The 17,856-nt window shown below is 47.4% G+C and carries 15 protein-coding genes and 1 tRNA gene; 15 read left to right on the forward strand and 1 reads right to left on the reverse strand.

Going from position 1 to position 17,856, the window contains the following annotated elements:
- Positions 1–72: 72 nt before the first annotated feature.
- The 13 genes from EKM87_RS07770 to EKM87_RS07835 all read left to right on the forward strand — a co-directional run bounded on the left by EKM87_RS07770 (position 73) and on the right by EKM87_RS07835 (position 15,210).
- A tRNA-Arg gene (locus EKM87_RS07770) sits at positions 73–144 on the forward strand.
- 224 nt (positions 145–368) lie between these two features.
- On the forward strand, positions 369–1,397 hold the full coding sequence (locus EKM87_RS07775; RefSeq protein ID WP_125683512.1) for a sugar-binding transcriptional regulator: 1,029 nt from the start codon (positions 369–371) through the stop codon (positions 1,395–1,397).
- A 69-nt stretch (positions 1,398–1,466) separates the two neighbouring features.
- Positions 1,467–2,477: a type I glyceraldehyde-3-phosphate dehydrogenase gene (gap, locus tag EKM87_RS07780; protein WP_125683515.1), complete on the forward strand. Its 1,011-nt coding sequence runs from the start codon at positions 1,467–1,469 to the stop codon at positions 2,475–2,477.
- A 181-nt stretch (positions 2,478–2,658) separates the two neighbouring features.
- Positions 2,659–3,861 carry a phosphoglycerate kinase gene (locus EKM87_RS07785; protein ID WP_125683517.1) on the forward strand — a complete coding sequence of 401 codons (1,203 nt, stop codon included), beginning with the start codon at positions 2,659–2,661 and terminating at the stop codon, positions 3,859–3,861.
- 143 nt (positions 3,862–4,004) lie between these two features.
- Entirely contained in the window at positions 4,005–4,763 is a 759-nt protein-coding gene (tpiA, locus tag EKM87_RS07790; protein WP_125683519.1) for a triose-phosphate isomerase, read from the forward strand.
- Positions 4,764–4,872: 109 nt separating this feature from the next.
- Positions 4,873–6,192 carry a phosphopyruvate hydratase gene (gene eno / locus EKM87_RS07795; protein WP_125683521.1) on the forward strand — a complete coding sequence of 440 codons (1,320 nt, stop codon included), beginning with the start codon at positions 4,873–4,875 and terminating at the stop codon, positions 6,190–6,192.
- Positions 6,193–6,307: 115 nt separating this feature from the next.
- On the forward strand, positions 6,308–7,411 hold the full coding sequence (locus EKM87_RS12460) for a hypothetical protein (RefSeq protein ID WP_191988572.1): 1,104 nt from the start codon (positions 6,308–6,310) through the stop codon (positions 7,409–7,411).
- Between the two features lie 43 nt (positions 7,412–7,454).
- Positions 7,455–9,011, forward strand: coding sequence for a ClC family H(+)/Cl(-) exchange transporter (locus tag EKM87_RS07810; protein ID WP_125683525.1), 1,557 nt, complete (start codon positions 7,455–7,457; stop codon positions 9,009–9,011).
- A gap of 95 nt (positions 9,012–9,106) precedes the next feature.
- Entirely contained in the window at positions 9,107–9,343 is a 237-nt protein-coding gene (gene secG / locus EKM87_RS07815; protein ID WP_057733108.1) for a preprotein translocase subunit SecG, read from the forward strand.
- A 78-nt stretch (positions 9,344–9,421) separates the two neighbouring features.
- Positions 9,422–10,165 carry an alpha/beta hydrolase gene (locus tag EKM87_RS07820; RefSeq protein WP_125683527.1) on the forward strand — a complete coding sequence of 248 codons (744 nt, stop codon included), beginning with the start codon at positions 9,422–9,424 and terminating at the stop codon, positions 10,163–10,165.
- Between the two features lie 18 nt (positions 10,166–10,183).
- Positions 10,184–12,598: a ribonuclease R gene (gene rnr, locus EKM87_RS07825; protein WP_125683528.1), complete on the forward strand. Its 2,415-nt coding sequence runs from the start codon at positions 10,184–10,186 to the stop codon at positions 12,596–12,598.
- Between the two features lie 15 nt (positions 12,599–12,613).
- The gene (gene smpB / locus EKM87_RS07830) at positions 12,614–13,087 is read left to right on the forward strand and encodes an SsrA-binding protein SmpB (protein ID WP_125683530.1); all 474 of its coding nucleotides are present in this window, start codon (positions 12,614–12,616) and stop codon (positions 13,085–13,087) included.
- Positions 13,088–13,440: 353 nt separating this feature from the next.
- Entirely contained in the window at positions 13,441–15,210 is a 1,770-nt protein-coding gene (locus EKM87_RS07835; protein ID WP_125683532.1) for a DUF5776 domain-containing protein, read from the forward strand.
- Positions 15,211–15,331: 121 nt separating this feature from the next.
- On the opposite strand, the gene EKM87_RS07840 is transcribed toward EKM87_RS07835, so the two are convergent.
- Positions 15,332–15,901 carry an LURP-one-related/scramblase family protein gene (locus EKM87_RS07840; protein ID WP_225428416.1) on the reverse strand — a complete coding sequence of 190 codons (570 nt, stop codon included), beginning with the start codon at positions 15,899–15,901 and terminating at the stop codon, positions 15,332–15,334.
- A 123-nt stretch (positions 15,902–16,024) separates the two neighbouring features.
- Here EKM87_RS07840 and EKM87_RS07845 point away from each other — a divergent pair, with 123 nt between their 5' ends.
- Complete coding sequence (locus EKM87_RS07845) at positions 16,025–16,744, forward strand: uracil-DNA glycosylase (RefSeq protein ID WP_125683534.1); 720 nt, start codon at positions 16,025–16,027, stop codon at positions 16,742–16,744.
- A 45-nt stretch (positions 16,745–16,789) separates the two neighbouring features.
- Positions 16,790–17,767 carry a phosphate acetyltransferase gene (gene pta / locus EKM87_RS07850; RefSeq protein ID WP_125683536.1) on the forward strand — a complete coding sequence of 326 codons (978 nt, stop codon included), beginning with the start codon at positions 16,790–16,792 and terminating at the stop codon, positions 17,765–17,767.
- Positions 17,768–17,856 lie beyond the last annotated feature (89 nt).

The raw sequence follows: 17,856 nt of genomic DNA on the forward strand, positions 1-17,856 counted from the left end.
AAAAGAGAAATCGTCTTGTATTTTTATCCAATATCAGTTATAGTAATAAATGTGTTGTTTAGCACAGGTTATGCGCCCGTAGTGTAATGGATCGCACGTAAGATTCCGGTTCTTGAAATGGGGGTTCGATTCCCTCCGGGCGCATTCGCAAAGCGGTCGAGTCTGAGGTTTTCTCAGGCTCGTTTTTTTATTATCTTAATTGTAAAGGCTTTCACAAATTAAGCGGTGTAAGTGCTTGCTAAAGTGGCTGCTGGAGCATATAATTCTTAACTGTAAGGTTGGCTTGGGTTGGCCTTCAATTTTTTGACCAGGGTGGGCGTTATTTAGCCACCACTGGTCGGTTACTGTCCCACTAGGAGGTAAGCAGGATGCAGGATGATTGGCAGTGGGTAGAAGCAATTATGCCCCAAATGGTTGAAAAGCTGACCAACCGCTTCCGCATGCTACAGGGTGTTGCAAATCTCCAACCAGTTGGGCGGCGGACCTTGGCGTTGAACCTGAATTGTTCAGAACGAACAGTTCGTACAACGACGGATTCTCTGGCAGACCTGGGTTTCATTCAGATGTCTGTGAAGGGGATGCAGGTCACCGCCGCTGGTCAGCGCGTGTTGCGTGGCTTGGTTCCGGTCATGAATGATTTGGCTGGTAGACAGCAGCGTGAACAGGATCTGGCTAAGAAGCTAGGAATTGCTCACGTCACAATCGTGGCAGGAGACAGTACCACGGCAACTGGCTCATTGGTTGGTATGGCACAGGCAACTGGTCAAATTCTCGGTGAGCACCTGCCGGCTGGGAAGAATACACTGGCGGTCATGGGTGGTCACACGATGGCGACCGTGGCAGATATTTTGACGCCAGCACTCGCAACTAATCGACAGTTACTGTTTGTGCCAGCTCGGGGTGGTGTGGGTGAATCTCCCGCTATTCAAGCGAACGCAGTAGCTGCACGGATGGCTCAGCGAACGAATGGCGATTTTCGACAACTTTACGTTCCTGAGCAGTTGACCAGTGCCACATATAAACCGCTGTTTGCGGAGCCATCGATTCATGAGGTACTCCAATTGATTGCCCACAGTAATGTGGTCGTTCACGGGATTGGCCAGGCACTAGTCATGGCCAAGCGACGGAAAATGACGCCACACGTCATTGATGATTTGACGGCTGCCCACGCGGTGGGTGAGGCCTTTGGTTATTTCTTTGATGACGCGGGTCACGTGGTTAGTAAATTTCCGCGAATCGGCCTGGAAATTGGCGATTTAGCCGCTAAGCAATTAGTCGTTGCGGTTGCCGGAGGTGCCGAAAAGGGTGCCGCCATCGCAGCGTACATGCACTTAGCGCCAGCACAGACTTGGTTAATAACTGATGAAGGTGCTGCTGACTTTGTTTTAAAAAAGTGATACACTAAATCTGTATTGCTTTTTAAAAAAATTATTCTTTATTTGCTTCCTGAAGGAGGAAATCACAGTATGACTGTAAAGATTGGTATTAATGGTTTCGGACGTATCGGCCGTTTGGCTTTCAAGCGGATTCACGAACTCCACTCAAGTGACATCGAAGTTGTTGCCATCAATGATTTGACGACACCCTCAATGTTAGCTTACTTGTTGAAGTATGACTCAACTCATGGCCGTTTCCCTGGCGAAGTTTCCGCTACGGACACGGGTATCGTGGTTGACGGTAAGGAATACCCTGTTTACGCTGAACCAAAGGCGCAAAACATTCCTTGGGTCAAGAATGACGGTGTTGATTTCGTTCTCGAATGTACCGGTTTCTACACTTCTGAAGAAAAGGCTCACGCCCACATCGAAGCTGGTGTTAAGCGGGTATTAGTATCTGCTCCAGCCGGTCCTATCACGACTGTTGTTCCAGGCGTTAACTTGGATCAATTGACGAAGGATGACATTATCGTTTCTGCTGGTTCTTGCACGACCAACTGCTTGGCCCCAATGGCTTACTTCCTGAACAAGGAATTCGGCATCAAGGCTGGTACGATGACGACTATTCATGCCTTCACTTCTACCCAAATGATTTTGGATGGACCTCGTGGCAAGAAGATGCGTAACAACCGTACTGCAAGCATCAACACCATTCCTCACTCAACTGGTGCTGCTAAGGCTATCGGTTTGGTTATCCCTGAATTGAAGGGTAAGTTACAAGGACATGCACAACGTGTTGGTGTTGTTGATGGTTCTTTGACTGAATTAGTAGCTGTCCTTGACAAGAAGGTTACTGCTGACGAAATCAACGATGCTATCAAGAAGCACACTGAAGGCAACGATGCCTTTGGTTACAACGGTGACGAAATTGTGTCAACTGACATCATCGATGATGACCACGGTTCTGTCTTTGACCCAACCCAAACGGAAGTTACGACTGCCGGTGACACCCAATTAGTTAAGACTGTTGCTTGGTACGACAACGAATGGGGCTTCACTTGCAACATGGTACGGACGTTATTGCACTTTGCAACGCTCTAATCCCAATGTTGCGGCGTAAGTCGTAAAATAGGCTCGATGAGACGCGGCGGGGGGAGGAATTTCTCCGTCGCGTTTTTTGTTGGGTGAGTTCCACACAAGTTCTTTGAATTTCGAGAATAAGTGCTGTATATTGTGAAAGTAATCTTAAAAGATAATATCCATTCAAGGAGGTTTTTCTAAATTGGCTAAATTAACAGTTTCTGATTTAGATGTTAAGGGCAAAAAGGTCCTCATGCGTGTCGACTTCAACGTCCCAATCAAAGACGGTGTCATTGGTAACGACAACCGGATCGTGGCAGCTTTGCCAACAATCAAGTACGTTATCGAAAACGGTGGTAAGGCAATTCTGTTGTCTCACTTAGGTCGAATCAAGAAGGAAGAAGACAAGCCAGGTCTGTCCATGCGGCCAGTTGCAGAACGTCTGTCTAACTTATTGAACAAGCCAGTTACCTTTGTCCCAACGACTGAAGGCAAGCAGCTGGAAGACGCCATCGACGGTTTGAACGACGGTGATGTTTTGGTTATGGAAAACACCCGTTACGAAGACGTTAAGAACGGCGAAAACGTTAAGCGTGAATCCGGCAACGACCCTGAATTGGGCAAGTACTGGGCTTCATTGGGTGACGTCTTTGTTAACGATGCATTCGGGACGGCTCACCGTTCACATGCTTCTAACGCAGGGATTGCTGCCAACATGGGCCAAACTGCTGCCGGCTTCTTGATGGAAAAAGAAATCAAGTTCATCGGTGGTGCCGTGGACAACCCAGAACACCCATTTGTTGCTATCTTGGGTGGTGCTAAGGTTTCCGACAAGATCGGTGTTATCGACAACTTGTTGGCTAAAGCTGACAAGATTCTTATCGGTGGTGGGATGACTTACACGTTCTACGCTGCTAAGGGTATGAAGATTGGGAACTCGTTGGTTGAAACCGACAAGATCGACCTTGCCAAGGAAATCTTGGACAAGGCTGGCGACAAGTTAGTTCTGCCAGTTGACTCGATTGTTGCTGAAAAGTTTGACAACGATGCCGCTCACAAGACGGTTGATGGCGAGATTCCTGATGGCTACATGGCCTTGGATATTGGACCTAAGTCCGTTGCTGAATTTGAAGATGTCTTGAAGGACGCTAAGACGGTTGTCTGGAACGGACCAATGGGTGTCTTTGAAATGAGTAACTACGCCGAAGGTACTTTGGAAATTGGTAAGTTCCTTGGGACTTTATCAGAAGCCAAGACGATCGTTGGTGGTGGGGATTCCACTGCTGCCGTTCAACAACTCGGTGTTGCTGACAAGCTCTCCCACATTTCCACTGGTGGTGGTGCTTCCCTCGAGTACCTTGAAGGTAAGACCTTACCAGGAATTGCCGCAATTTCTGACAAGTAGATTAATAAAAAGCTGTGGTGGTTGTCATCACGGCTTTTTGTTGTGATGGTTGCTCATCGTGAAGGGTCTTCGCTGGCTAATCCAGTGGGAATTCGGTAAGATGAGAAACGTAGTCAATTTATTTTTAGAAAGGGTGGATTAGGTTGCGGATACCACTCATTGCCGGTAACTGGAAAATGAACAAAACGGTCACCGAAGCACGGTCCTTTATTGAGGCTGTGCAAGGAAAGTTGCCTGCTTCAGACGTCGTGGAAACGGCGATTGCGGCACCAGCTTTAGATTTACAGACCATGTTAGATGCCAATTCTGAAGATGTCCTGCGGATTGCTGCAGAGGCTTGTTACTACGAAGACGAAGGTGCCTACACGGGTGAAACCAGCCCGAAGGCACTCCACGAAATGGGAATTCCATATACCATCGTGGGTCATTCCGAACGGCGACGTTACTTCAACGAAACGGACGATGTCATCAATCGAAAGGTCCAAGCGGTCTTTCGAAATGGCATGACGCCAATCGTTTGTTGTGATGAAACCATGGGGCGGCGTGAGTCTGGCGAAAAGATCCATTGGGTCGTTAACCAGGTTTCCGCGGCACTGAAGGGTGTTAGCGCGGAAGACGCTGCTAGAATCGTCGTTGCTTACGAACCTAGCTGGGCAATTGGGAGTGGTACTTCTGCTTCGACTGATCAGGCCGAAGAAGGATGCTACTTGATTCGCCAAACTTTAGCTGACATCTATTCAGATGAATTAGCTAACGGTATTCGGGTTCTCTATGGTGGGAGTGTTAAGCCAGATAACATTGCTGGTTTAATGGCCAAAGATAACGTGGATGGCGTGTTAGCCGGCGGTTCTAGCTTGAACGAAGAGTCATTTGTTCAGCTTGCAAACTACCAAAATTTGTAAAACAATCAAAATGTGATTGAAAGTTCAAAGTTAAACTTATAGAATAAAGCATGGGATTGTTGTCTTGTTCCCGTGAAGCCAAACATTCGTTAAGGAGAGAATACAAAAAATGTCTATTATTTCTGATATTTACGCACGCGAAGTCTTAGATTCTCGTGGTAACCCAACTGTTGAAGTTGAACTTTACACTGAAGCCGGTGCAATGGGCCGGGGAATCGTTCCTTCAGGTGCCTCAACCGGTGAACACGAAGCCGTTGAACTTCGTGATGGCGACAAGAGTCGTTTCATGGGTAAGGGTGTTACTAAGGCTGTCGACAACGTCAACAACCTGATTGCCAAGGAAATCGTGGGCTACGATGTTACCGACCAACGGGCCATCGACCAAGCTATGATCGACCTTGACGGTACGCCAAACAAGGGTAAGTTAGGTGCTAACGCTATCTTAGGTGTTTCCTTAGCTGCTGCCCGTGCCGCTGCTGACGAATTAGGCCAACCTCTGTACAACTACTTAGGCGGGTTCAATGGTCACGTCCTTCCTACGCCAATGATGAACGTTATCAACGGTGGGAAGCATGCCAACAACAAGGTTGATTTCCAAGAATTCATGATCATGCCTGTTGGTGCCAAGACTGTTAAGGAAGCTATTCGGATGGGTTCCGAAACTTTCCACAACTTGAAGAACCTTTTGAACGAAAAGGGTTACTCAACGGCTGTTGGTGATGAAGGTGGATTTGCTCCTGACTTGAAGAACAACGAAGAACCTTTCGAAATCTTAGTTGAAGCAATCAAGAACGCCGGCTACGTACCTGGTAAGGACGTTGCTATTGCCTTTGACTGTGCCTCATCAGAATTCTACAACGCTGACACCAAGAAGTACGAACTTAAGGGTGACGGCAAGGAATACACTGCTGAAGAATTTGTTAGCTTGCTGGAAAGCATCGTTGACAAGTACCCAGTTGTTTCCATCGAAGATCCTTTGGATGAAAACGAATGGGAAGACTGGCAAATGGCTACTGAACGTTTGGGCAAGAAAGTTCAAATCGTTGGTGACGACTTATTCGTTACGAACACGGACTACTTGGCTAAGGGTATCAAGATGGGCGTTGCCAACTCTATCTTAATCAAGCTGAACCAAATCGGGACTTTGACTGAAACTGTTGAAGCCGTTGAAATGGCTAAGCAAGCTGGTTACACGGCCGTTATTTCTCACCGTTCTGGTGAAACTGAAGACACGACTATCTCTGACTTGGTTGTTGCGTTGAACGCCGGCCAAATCAAGACTGGTTCAATGAGCCGTGGCGAACGGATCGCTAAGTACAACCAATTAATGCGGATCGAAGACCAATTAGGTAAGACTTCCAACTACAAGGGGATTCACTCCTTCTACAACTTGAGCGAAGACGCACGTATGGCCATCGTTAACAAGTAATTAAACTGTGAATGATGAAAGCAAGTCCAGAAATGGGCTTGCTTTTTTTTATTTTCGAAATCAAAAATTCTCGCTGAATTTCTGCGGAGTTAACCAGTAACGAGGGGGAATTTGTATGAGATTTCGAAAGATGATTGGTTTAGTAAGTTTGAGCGTTATTGTGGTAACAGCTGGCTTCAACGAGGTGACCGTCAGAGCGGCGGAATCAATACCGGCGTTTAGCTACGTCGTTCGGTTTCAAATTGAGGGTGGCGATGAGGACGGTACTTCTAAAACGACCGTCTTCCGGGAGACTACGCAGGTATCGGATGCTACCACCCGGGGCACCAACGTGGCGTTACTTCCAGAGATTGGGAGCCTTTTAAAGGTGAAACTTTCCAAGCCAGTACCGCTAAAGGATTATCATCAACCAACGATTATCACTTATTTGGCGGGAAATAAGGTGGGGGCGACAATCACGTATGTGGATACAGTTGGCCACGTAATTGCGTCGCGGGCGTCTCATGCTGGATTGAGATTGGGAGGACGAGTCTTCTTGGTTGCGCCCACTGGTTATCAACTACAGGCTAATCAGGAAACTAGCCACGTGGTTTTGACCCCAGCGGAGACTGTTCGTGTGTTGGTACAGTCAGTGGGGCCGGCGCCAAAACCAGAACCGGCGCCAAAACCAGAACCGGCGCCAAAGCCAGAACCGGCGCCAACACCAACACCAACACCAACACCAACACCAACACCAACACCAACACCAACACCAACACCAACACCAACACCAACACCAACACCAACACCAACACCAACACCACTTCTTAAGCCAAACTTACTAGATAAGATCCCGTTGCCATCACCCAATATGAATCCATTGACGGTAGGGGATGCCAACCAGGAAAGCTTGGAAAAAGAGCCGCATCGTAAACCGGACAGCACGCTTACCTCAATTGATGAAACGAGTAGCGGAAATAAACCGGAAGAAGACGAAATGGATATGGCTAGTTTGCCAGATTCAGACCGTCATCACTTTGATAGTGGTGTTACGAAAAAGCAGTCCCGAAAAAATCGACGGTCAGGAATGAAACAGACGTCCAAGTCGTCAACTGCTCATTTACCCCACACTGGTGCGGCTCAAAGTAACTGGCACGTTTTAGGTTGGGGACTCCTGGTTAGTCTATTAGGTGGGTATCGTTACCATAGAATTTTCCGTTTAAAGTCAAAGAAACTGTGATAGACTAGTTAATAGACTTTAAATGACAGTGGAGGAATCGCGAATGACCAGAAAGTACCCAATCAAACATGACTTGACCCGAGTCAACGCAATCTTTTTCGGGAGTATTGTGGGCCTTCTGGCAGGAGTCGTCGTTAGTACTTTCCGATTAGCGATTGAACACCTCCTTACGACGGTTCAAGGAATCTATGGGTGGTTAGGCCAACATCCACTCTGGGTGATTCCTTGGGCTGTTTTATTGATTCTAGCGGCCGCTTTAATTGGTCACTGGGGGAAACAGACGCCAATGATCAAAGGGTCTGGGATTCCTCAGATCGAAGGTCAGCTGGCCGGTGAAATGGACTACAAGTGGTGGCCCGTTCTTTGGAAGAAGTTCATTGGTGGTATTCTTGGAATTGGTGCGGGGTTGTTCCTAGGGCGTGAAGGACCGTCGATTCAGTTAGGCGGGACGGTTGCCCAAGGATTTGCGGAAAGCATTCATTTAACGGGGAGTAAACGTCGTCTGTTGATTGCTGGTGGGGCCGCAGCTGGCCTGTCAGCAGCATTTAACGCACCGATTGCCTCGACCTTATTTATTCTTGAAGAGGTGTATCACAACTTCTCAACATTGGTCTGGTTGACGGCGTTAACTAGTGCCGTCGTCGCCAATTTCGTCTCAAACGTGGTCTTTGGCCTGACACCGGTCTTACATATTCAGTATGAACAAGCCTTGCCTTTAAAGTACTACTGGCTCCTACTAATCGTAGGTGTGGGCCTGGGACTATTGGGCTACCTGTATCAGTGGGTCACGTTGCGGGGTGCCAGTTGGTATGCCAAATTGACTTGGTTGCCAGAGCAGTTGAACAGTATTATTCCGTTTCTCCTGGTCATTCCCATTGGGTTATTATGGCCGATTACCTTGGGTGGCGGTAACCAAATGATTGTTCAATTTGCGCAGCAAACCCCCTTATTGATTCCGCTAATTGGTTACTTTATTTTACGGTTCGTTTTCTCAACTATTAGCTATGGTTCTGGATTGCCAGGTGGGATTTTCCTGCCGATTCTGACTTTAGGTGCCTTATTGGGAGCTATCGGCGCTCGCAGTTTTGTAGCTTTGGGCTGGTTGCCGGCTGTGTTTATTGCTAACTTTGTGATTTATGCCATGGCGGGTTATTTTGCTGGGATTTCTAAGGCGCCATTTACGGCCATCTTACTGATTACTGAGATGGTCGGTTCACTTCAGCACTTGATGCCACTGGCTGTTGTGGCTATCGTGGCTTATATCACGGTGGATGTGTTGGGCGGCGAGCCAATCTATGAAGCTATGCTGGAAAAGATGGTGACCCCAGCTACGGCTAAAGCCAACGGTCCAACTGATCGGGTCGAGGTAGCAGTTGGCGAAGGTTCAGAACTGGTGGGTCGTCAGGTCCGAGATATTCCGTGGCCAAAAGGGGCACTGTTGGTCAGCGTTAAACGTGGCGAACGGGCGGTTATTCCTAAGGGCGATACCATTCTTCGAGCGGGTGATACGTTGGTCGTATTCACGTATCGCGCCAATCGTGCTTTCGTGCGACAACAACTAGCCCACTTAAACGATTCTCACCCCCATTTGGCTGATTAAGCGAGCCTGGGGCTGGTAAAAAGTGGCTGACTATGATAGATTAGATAAGTATAGTTAGACCTATTAGACCTATTCGATAGGTAGGAGGCAAATTCGTGTATAACTTTTTAATGACCTGTATCTTAATCGTTTCTGTTTTGATTATCATTGCAGTAATGATGCAGCCCGCTAAGACCAATGACGCATTGTCCGCTTTATCTGGTGGTGCGGATGACCTGTTTGCAAAGTCTAAGCCTCGTGGTTTCGAAGCTTTCATGCAAAAGGTGACCGTTGTCTTGGGAGCACTTTTCTTCGGGCTGGCACTGGCTTTAGTTTATTTATCATCACACTAGAGTAGAAATGAGGCCTCCTGTTTATTCGTTACAGGAGGCTTTTTTACCAATAACTTCAGCGGAAAGTGGTGGTTTTACATGATTCGAAAACCAACCCCGCTCTTCTTTGAGCAGGGGCCCAAAGCAGTTATTCTGCTCCACGCCTATTCCGGTAGCTCTAACGATATGCGCATCCTTGCACGTCGGTTGGAGTCTGAGAATTATACGGTACTTGCTCCCATTTTTACGGGCCACGCAACTGGAGACCCTGCGGACATTTTACGACAAGGTTCGCCTAAAGCGTGGTGGCAAGATACGCAAGATGCGATTGCTTTCTTGCGACAGCGAGGCTATCAGCAAATTGCTATCTTCGGGTTATCACTGGGCGGCTTATTTGCGACGCGTGCTCTACAGGCGGATAGCGCACTGGCCGGTGGTGGAACAATTGCTTCGCCCGTGATTTTTCGCGGACAAACGAACGTGCCTGGGTCATTTATTGAAATGGCTAAGGCAACTTATCGGCAAGAGAACATTACCGGTGAGGACCAAGCAATGCGCGTTGCGTGGTTGCAAGCACATTTGCAGGCACAACTAACAGCAATTCAGGCATTTGCCGACACGACCGCGACCCACTTAGACTGGATCAAGCAGCCTGTGTTTATTGCACAGGGGGAGGAAGATCAGATGATCGACCCCCGTTCTGGCAAGTGGCTCGCGGATGCTTACCCATCGAATCAAATTGATTATCATGAATATGCCGGTGCTGGCCACGTCTTAACGGTCAACTCCGCGCACCATGAATTGGAAACAGATATTTTGGCTTTTTTACACACAATCTTTTAAAATAACGAGGAATCGATAGTGCAAGATAATACATTGAAAACTGATTTAACAGCTTTCTTCCGTTCACATGCGGATCAGAGCTACACAGTAGAAGACATTTCGGACGCGCTACATTATCACGGCTCAGCTGCTTTTAAACTGATCGTGCAAGAGTTAGCGCAATTAGAACGCGATGGTCTTGTCCAAGTGACAGACCATGGCCATTTTCAGTTGGACCCAAGTCAACGAACACTGACCGGGATTTTCCATGGGAACGACAAGGGCTTCGGCTTTGTTGCCTATGATGAAAACAAGATTGAACCGGACGCTTACATTGCGCCTAACAATACGTTTCGTGCATTAAACGGCGATACGGTCAAGATTGAAATTGTCCGGGCTGGCGATCCACGGAGCGGTAAAGGCCCCGAAGGTAAAGTTACGGAAATTGTGGAACACCACTACGAACAAGTTGTTGGTGAATTCTTCAAGACCGATGACGACGCTGGCTACGTTGGTCAAGTTCGGTTAACCGATAAGAAGATCATGAAATACAAGTTTTATGTCACCAACGTTGGTTTGAACCCAACGCCGGGTGAGGTGGTCACGGCTGAAATTACCGAGTACCCTAACGCTGATCATCCTGACGCTATGGTCGGGATTGCCAAGCAGGTCATCGGGAGTGTTGATGATCCAGGTATCGATATTTTACAAATCGTGTACCAACACAATATTCCTTCTGAATTCCCAGAAGAAGTCATGCAAGCCGCTGATGAGATTCCTGATCACGTTCTGCCAGAAGAAATGACTGGTCGTGAAGATATCACGAACCAGGATCTGGTGACGATTGATGGAGAATCTTCAAAAGACTTGGATGATGCCGTAACTGTTTGGAAGTTACCAAACGGAAACTATCATTTAGGGGTTCACATTGCGGACGTCTCTCATTACGTTAAGGAAGACTCCATTTTAGATAAGGAAGCTTACAAGCGGGGGACTAGTACCTACCTGACTGACCGGGTTATCCCAATGTTGCCACGGCGTCTGTCTAACGGAATTTGTTCTCTGAATGAGGGCGAATTACGGTTATGCATGAGCTGTGACATGGAAATCAACCCCGAAGGTCACGTGGTTAAGCACCGAATTCACCCATCCGTTATGCGTTCAAAGGCACGGATGACCTATACCGCCGTTAACCAAATCTTGGAAGCCCACGATCCCGTTACGATGGATCGTTACAAGGAATTAGTTCCAATGTTTGAAGAAATGGGCGAACTGCACCGGATCTTGTTAAAGCAACGGAAGCAACGTGGGGCCATTGACTTTGATGACCGCGAAGCTGAAATTATTGTGGATGACAAGGGGCACGCCATTGACGTTAAGTTGCGGACGCGTGGTATTTCAGAACGGATGATTGAATCCTTCATGTTAGCAGCCAACGAAACGGTTGCGGAACATTATTTCCGTGCCAAGGTTCCGTTCCTTTACCGGGTCCACGAAACGCCAGATGGCGATCGTGTTCGGAGCTTCTTTGAATTCTTAACCGCCTTTGGTATCAACGTTAAGGGTGATCCTAACCACTTGCGGCCAAAGATGTTGCAAGGTGTTCTGAAGCAAGTTGCTGGCAAGCCTGAAGAAGCCATGGTGTCTGTCATGATGTTACGGAGCTTAAAGCAAGCTCGGTACGCTGACCAATCCCTGGGGCACTTTGGGTTGGGCGCAGAATTCTACACCCACTTTACGTCACCAATTCGTCGTTACCCTGATACCATGGTGCACCGCATGATTCATTACTACGAAGACCACGGTACTGGTACGGCTTCTAAAGAAAAATTCGCACCGATTCTGGAAGAGATTGGGGTGCACACGTCCGAAATGGAACGTCGCTCAATCGATGCTGAACGGGATACGAATGACATGAAGATGGCTGAGTACATGGCTGACCACGTCGGTGAAGAATTTGACGCCGTTGTTAGTTCGGTCATGAAATTCGGGATGTTTGTCGAATTACCAAATACCATCGAAGGTCTGATTCATATCAGCCGGATGCAGGATGACTACTACGAATACGTCGAAAAGTACCTGGCCTTAGTTGGTCGGAATACTCGGCGGACGTATCGGATTGGTCAACCAATTCGGGTGAAAGTTATCCACGTCGACAAGGAACAAAGTGAAATTGACTTTGAACTGCTCGACCCAGAAAAAGCGCCAACAAGTGATTTACTGCCACACCGTGAACATCGCTCTCGTGGCGGTGGTTTCCACGGTCGGAATAATCACAGTAATGGTAACAACCACAGCGGTGGCAACCATTCTGGCAGCAATAGTAATGGTAACCATCGTAATGGTAATCAACGACCATCGAACCAACGTGGCGGCAATGGTGGCCAACACCGGAACAACAATCACAGTGGTGGTCAGAACCGCAGTAATAACTCACAAGGTGGTCAACACTAAGCGAGGTGACAGAACTTGGTAAAGAAAAAGTCCAAGAAGACGCCTGATAACGTCTTAGCTCAGAATCGCAAGGCTCGTCACGATTATTCGGTTTCTGAAACGGTCGAGGCTGGTTTGGTTCTGACTGGGACTGAAATCAAATCGCTACGTGAACGGCGGGTCAACTTACAAGATGGGTTTGCCCAAGTTCGCAACAACGAGGCCTGGTTGATGAACGTTCACATTAGTGAGTATGTTCAAGGCAATCGGTTCAATCACGATCCGTTACGTAACCGGAAGTTACTTCTTCATAAGAAGGAGATTCGGCGATTGGGACAAGCAACGATGGACAAAGGGGTGACCCTGGTTCCGTTGAAGATGTACCTGAAACACGGATTTGCGAAGGTCCTGATTGGTGTGGCAACCGGTAAGCGTGAATACGATAAACGAGAAACAATTAAACGACGTGAACAGGACCGACAAATTGCGCGGGTCATGAAGCGTTATTAATCAGAAAAGGGATTGAACGATAGACTGTTCAATCCCTTTTTGTATGGCCGCATTACCCACGGCAATTGACTAGCTCAACTGTCCATTTACATGAAGTTGTCCGTTATGAAAGAAAAAATTACGGATAAAGCTCGTAAATAGGCTTAGTTTGTTTCAGGGGAAGTTAAAGTTGAAAGCCTGTGGTGGCAGTCGATAGCCTAATCCTTATCATGTGATAAAGGTTACAAGTCTAATTAGCTTTCAACGAAGCGAATACATGTTAATATATAACTAGTGAATACAATGACTAAATTGCGAGCACATAAATTGCTCCAAAAAATTAAATAGGAGCGACTTACGAAGGAGGGATTATCATGAACCGAAAAGCAACTTTACTTCTACTCAGCATAACGTTGGGGGTAGTACAACCAATAAGTGGTTTAGTTATGGGCCATCAACCGACTGCAGTGACTGCGCAGGCGGCTGCAGTTAAGGCAGATAATCTCACAGGGACCTACGGAGATGTTGCTTGGTATCTAACGCCGAGTGGTGAGCTCCACCTGGGAGCAGGAACTTTACCGGAAGCAAATTTAACGAATGTTTCAGTTGGTCAGTTTGCGAGAGTAATTGCCGCGGCTGAGGGTAATTCTGCTCCGACAACTGACGAAGCGCAGGCGGTGGCTGATCAGGTCACGAAAGTGGTTTTTGATGGCCCCGTCAAGGCGCCTAAAAATGCAACCGGGTTATTTAGTCAGCTGCGAAATGTCACGGATTACGTTAACCTGGATAAACTGAACACGTCTGATACGACCACCATGAGTCGGATGTTCTATGATACGACTTGGAAATCAGTGACGACAACGATTGACGTTTCTCACTTTGATACCAGTAAGGTCACGGACATGAGCTTCATGTTTCAAGGGCAGGGTCAGGTCACAGCCTTGGATGTCCAAAACTTTGATACAAGTTCTTTGGTAAACGCAACATCTGCGTTCTGGGGGACCAAGAGCATCAAGGAATTAAACTTTGCAAATGGGACTTTTGCGAATTTCAAAAGTTCTAGTTATATGTTGACCAACTCTGGAGTGGAAAAGGTTAGTCTGCCAAAGTTTGCGCCAGCAGCTAACTTCTCTGGTTACTACATGTTCTATGGTACGTCGACTATCCGGCAGATTACCTTTGGTCCACAGACAGCCTTTATTGACAAGGCCAACACGGGCTTGGATGATGCTCCAACCGATTCTGACGACTACACCGGTAAGTGGCAGGCAGTTGGTTCAGGGACTGCCCAGAACCCGCTAGGCGACCATTTTGACACGGGTAAAGCAATCGTTGCTCAGTATACGACTGCTGACCGGCCGACTAGTTTAGAGACGTATGTCTGGGAGCCAGTCAATCGGGTGATTGAACCGACGACGCCACCAATCGTTCCACCAACAGAGCAGGCCCAACCAGTTACCGTGCAGTATTTAGACCAGAATCAACGTAAACTCGCTGACAATCAGGTATTATCTGGTGAGCTTGGAGCCAGCTATTCAGCCAAACAGTTAGCTTTTAATGGTTATAAATTGGCTAAGGTAACGGGGCAAACAACTGGTGCTTACACCACCCAAACCCAAACGGTAACCTTCCACTACGTGCCTAACCTCTCCACTGGTGGGGATGGGGCGTCAGTGGCACCAATCTCAAGCGTTGTGTACGCTACGAAGAAAATTGGGTTATACAGCAGTAAAAACTTCTCTAAAAAGACGCTTAAGCATTGGTACAGTAAGCAGAAACGGGTTAACCGGCCCATGTTTGTGGTGAAGGGGATGGCCACATCTAAGAACGGCAACTTACGTTACAAGGTTAAAGACGTCAATCATCGGTCGAAGACAGCGGGGAAAACTGGTTATATTACAGCTAAAAAGGCTTTTGTCAGCTCCGTCTACTATCAGACGAAACAAAAGAAGGTTCGTGTAATTAATGTAAAAGGTGTTAACCGCTATCAGCAAAAATCGTTAAAGACCAAGAACGGCCACTATCGCAAGGGTCAAATTTTAAAGGTCAAGAAGATTGTCGCTTATAACAAGACGACCCGTTTCCAGCTGACAAATGGCAAGTACGTGACTGCGAATAAAAAGTTAGTTATGGTGACGCCATAAGTTGGGAATCAACCAGATTAAAGATGTTCACAAAAAGCTACGACGCAAAGACAATTGCGTCGTAGCTTTTTCAATACTTGTAGGGCCGATTCAACGGCTAATAAATTAAAGGTTAGGAACTTCAATCCGAATCTTTTTGATGGTCAATGGTCGGAGCCACACTCCCAGACTGTGCTGGATGCGGGACCCAGGCGTGGTTATGCAGCAACTCGGGTAATTTTTGCTGATGCCGAGCCCACCGGTTCAGGATAGCAGCCAGGCAAACAATTAGTGCCTCATGATCTGGTTGATCAACGGTCAATTCAACGGTACCGCCCCCGGAGTGATCGATAACTGCAATCGTGGCTATCTGGTCACGGCCGTGATAGATACGAAACCGCCCACTGGTTAAACTTCCCATGATGACCCAGTTCAATCCGCGAACGAAGAGAACTTCACGAATCACGCCGAAGGTTTTACTAACACGGCCCACAACCTGGCGGTGATAGACTAATCGAAATTTTGGCAAGAGACCTAATGATTCTTGTTTAACTTCGGCTTCCAATTCCCCCGCGATGGTATAAACGGAAAGAACGTCAGCTCGGAGCCCCCATTTTCCGACCAATAAATAACAAGATTGGTTCTGTTCGTCGTGGATCACAGTTGTCGCCTTGGCGGAAAGGGCAGCTTCATTTAGATAAAGTTTACGCATGGGGACCTCCTTTACAACTTATTCAGATTCACGTCACCTACATTCTATCATGTTTGACCTGATGTCGGTGGATAATATCATTTGCGGTCGCTTTATGATAGAATAAAGGGCGAGGTGTTGGGAATGAAACCGTTTATTCATAATGATTGGTGGCCGGTACTCGAACCCGAGTTTGAACAAGCTTACTATCAACAATTACGTGAGTTCTTAGTCGAGGAGTATCAGCATTATCAAATTTATCCAGACATGTATCACATCTTTACCGCGTTCGAGTGGACGCCATTTAGCCAGGTAAAGGTCGTCATTCTGGGACAGGACCCGTACCATAATCCGGGACAGGCTCACGGGTGTAGTTTTTCTGTGTTGCCCGGCACAAAAATTCCACCGTCGTTAGTGAATATTTACAAGGAATTAGAGAGTGATTTGGGAATCCAACCTGTCACGCATGGCTACCTTGAAAAGTGGGCCAAGCAAGGTGTGTTGCTTCTCAACTCTGTGTTAACGGTTCGTTACGGCAAGGCCTTTTCACACAAGGGGCATGGCTGGGAACGACTGACCGACGCGGCAATTGCCAAGTTATCGGCACGGCCGGAACCCGTTGTCTTTATCTTGTGGGGTAATGCAGCGCGTTCGAAGATCAAATTGATCGATACGCAGACTAATATTGTTCTTCAGTCGGCGCACCCGAGTCCGTTATCCGCTAACCGGGGATTCTTTGGTTCCAAGCCCTTTTCTAAAACCAACATCGCATTGACATCATTAGGTGAAAGCCCCATCGATTGGCAGCTCCCAGAGCATGTCGATATCGACGAGGGGCCAGACACGGCATCCAACCAGGCATAGCATAAGAGAATTGATTCGTGGGATATTTTATGGAGGTCACCATTTATGGAACTTTTTGATAGTCTTAAACAAAAGATCAACGGACAAAACAAAACCATTGTATTTCCTGAAGGGGAAGATGTACGAGTATTAGGCGCCGCTAGCCGTTTAGCCGCTGACGGGCTGATCAAGGCCATCGTCTTAGGCAAGCAAAGTGAAATCGAAAAGACGGCCACCGATAACGCCATCGACCTAAGTCCATTAGAAATTTTGGACCCTGCTACGATGCCAGCTGACAAGCACCAAGCAATGCTAGATGCTTTAGTTGAACGGCGTCACGGCAAGAATACTGTTGAACAGGCTGAAAAGATGCTGGAAGACCCCAACTACATTGGGACCATGATGGTTTACATGGATCAAGCTGATGGGATGGTCTCCGGTGCCATTCATCCAACTGGTGATACGGTTCGTCCTGCCTTACAAATTATCAAGACTAAGGAAGGCGTTAAGCGAATCAGCGGAGCCTTCATCATGCAAAAGGGTGATGAACGTTACGTCTTTGCTGACTGTGCCATCAACATTGAATTAGATGCTGCTGGGATGGCTGAAGTTGCCGTTGAGAGTGCGCATACGGCTAAAGTCTTTGATATCGACCCTAAAGTTGCTCTGCTGAGCTTCTCTACCAAGGGTTCTGCCAAGGGTGAAATGGTCACCAAGGTTCAGGAAGCTACCAAGATTGCTCATGAAACGGCACCAGATTTGGCCGTTGATGGGGAATTACAATTTGACGCTTCCTTTGTCCCAAGTGTTGCCGCCCAAAAGGCCCCTGATTCTAAAGTTGCTGGTCACGCCAACGTCTTTGTCTTCCCAGAATTACAATCCGGGAACATTGGCTACAAGATTGCACAACGCTTCGGTGGATTTGAAGCGATTGGACCAATCCTGCAAGGCTTGAACAAGCCGGTTTCTGACTTGTCTCGTGGTTGCAACGAAGAGGACGTTTACAAGGTTGCCATTATCACGGCTGCTCAGTCTTTAAACTAATTGAATTTATCAGGCTCTTTGTCAACCGGTGTTGATGAAGGGATTTTCAGAGGTTCAATTCACTTTCGAATTGGACCTCTTTTCTGTAT

It is taken from the genome of Levilactobacillus yonginensis (assembly GCF_003946265.1).
GTDB lineage: Bacteria > Bacillota > Bacilli > Lactobacillales > Lactobacillaceae > Levilactobacillus > Levilactobacillus yonginensis.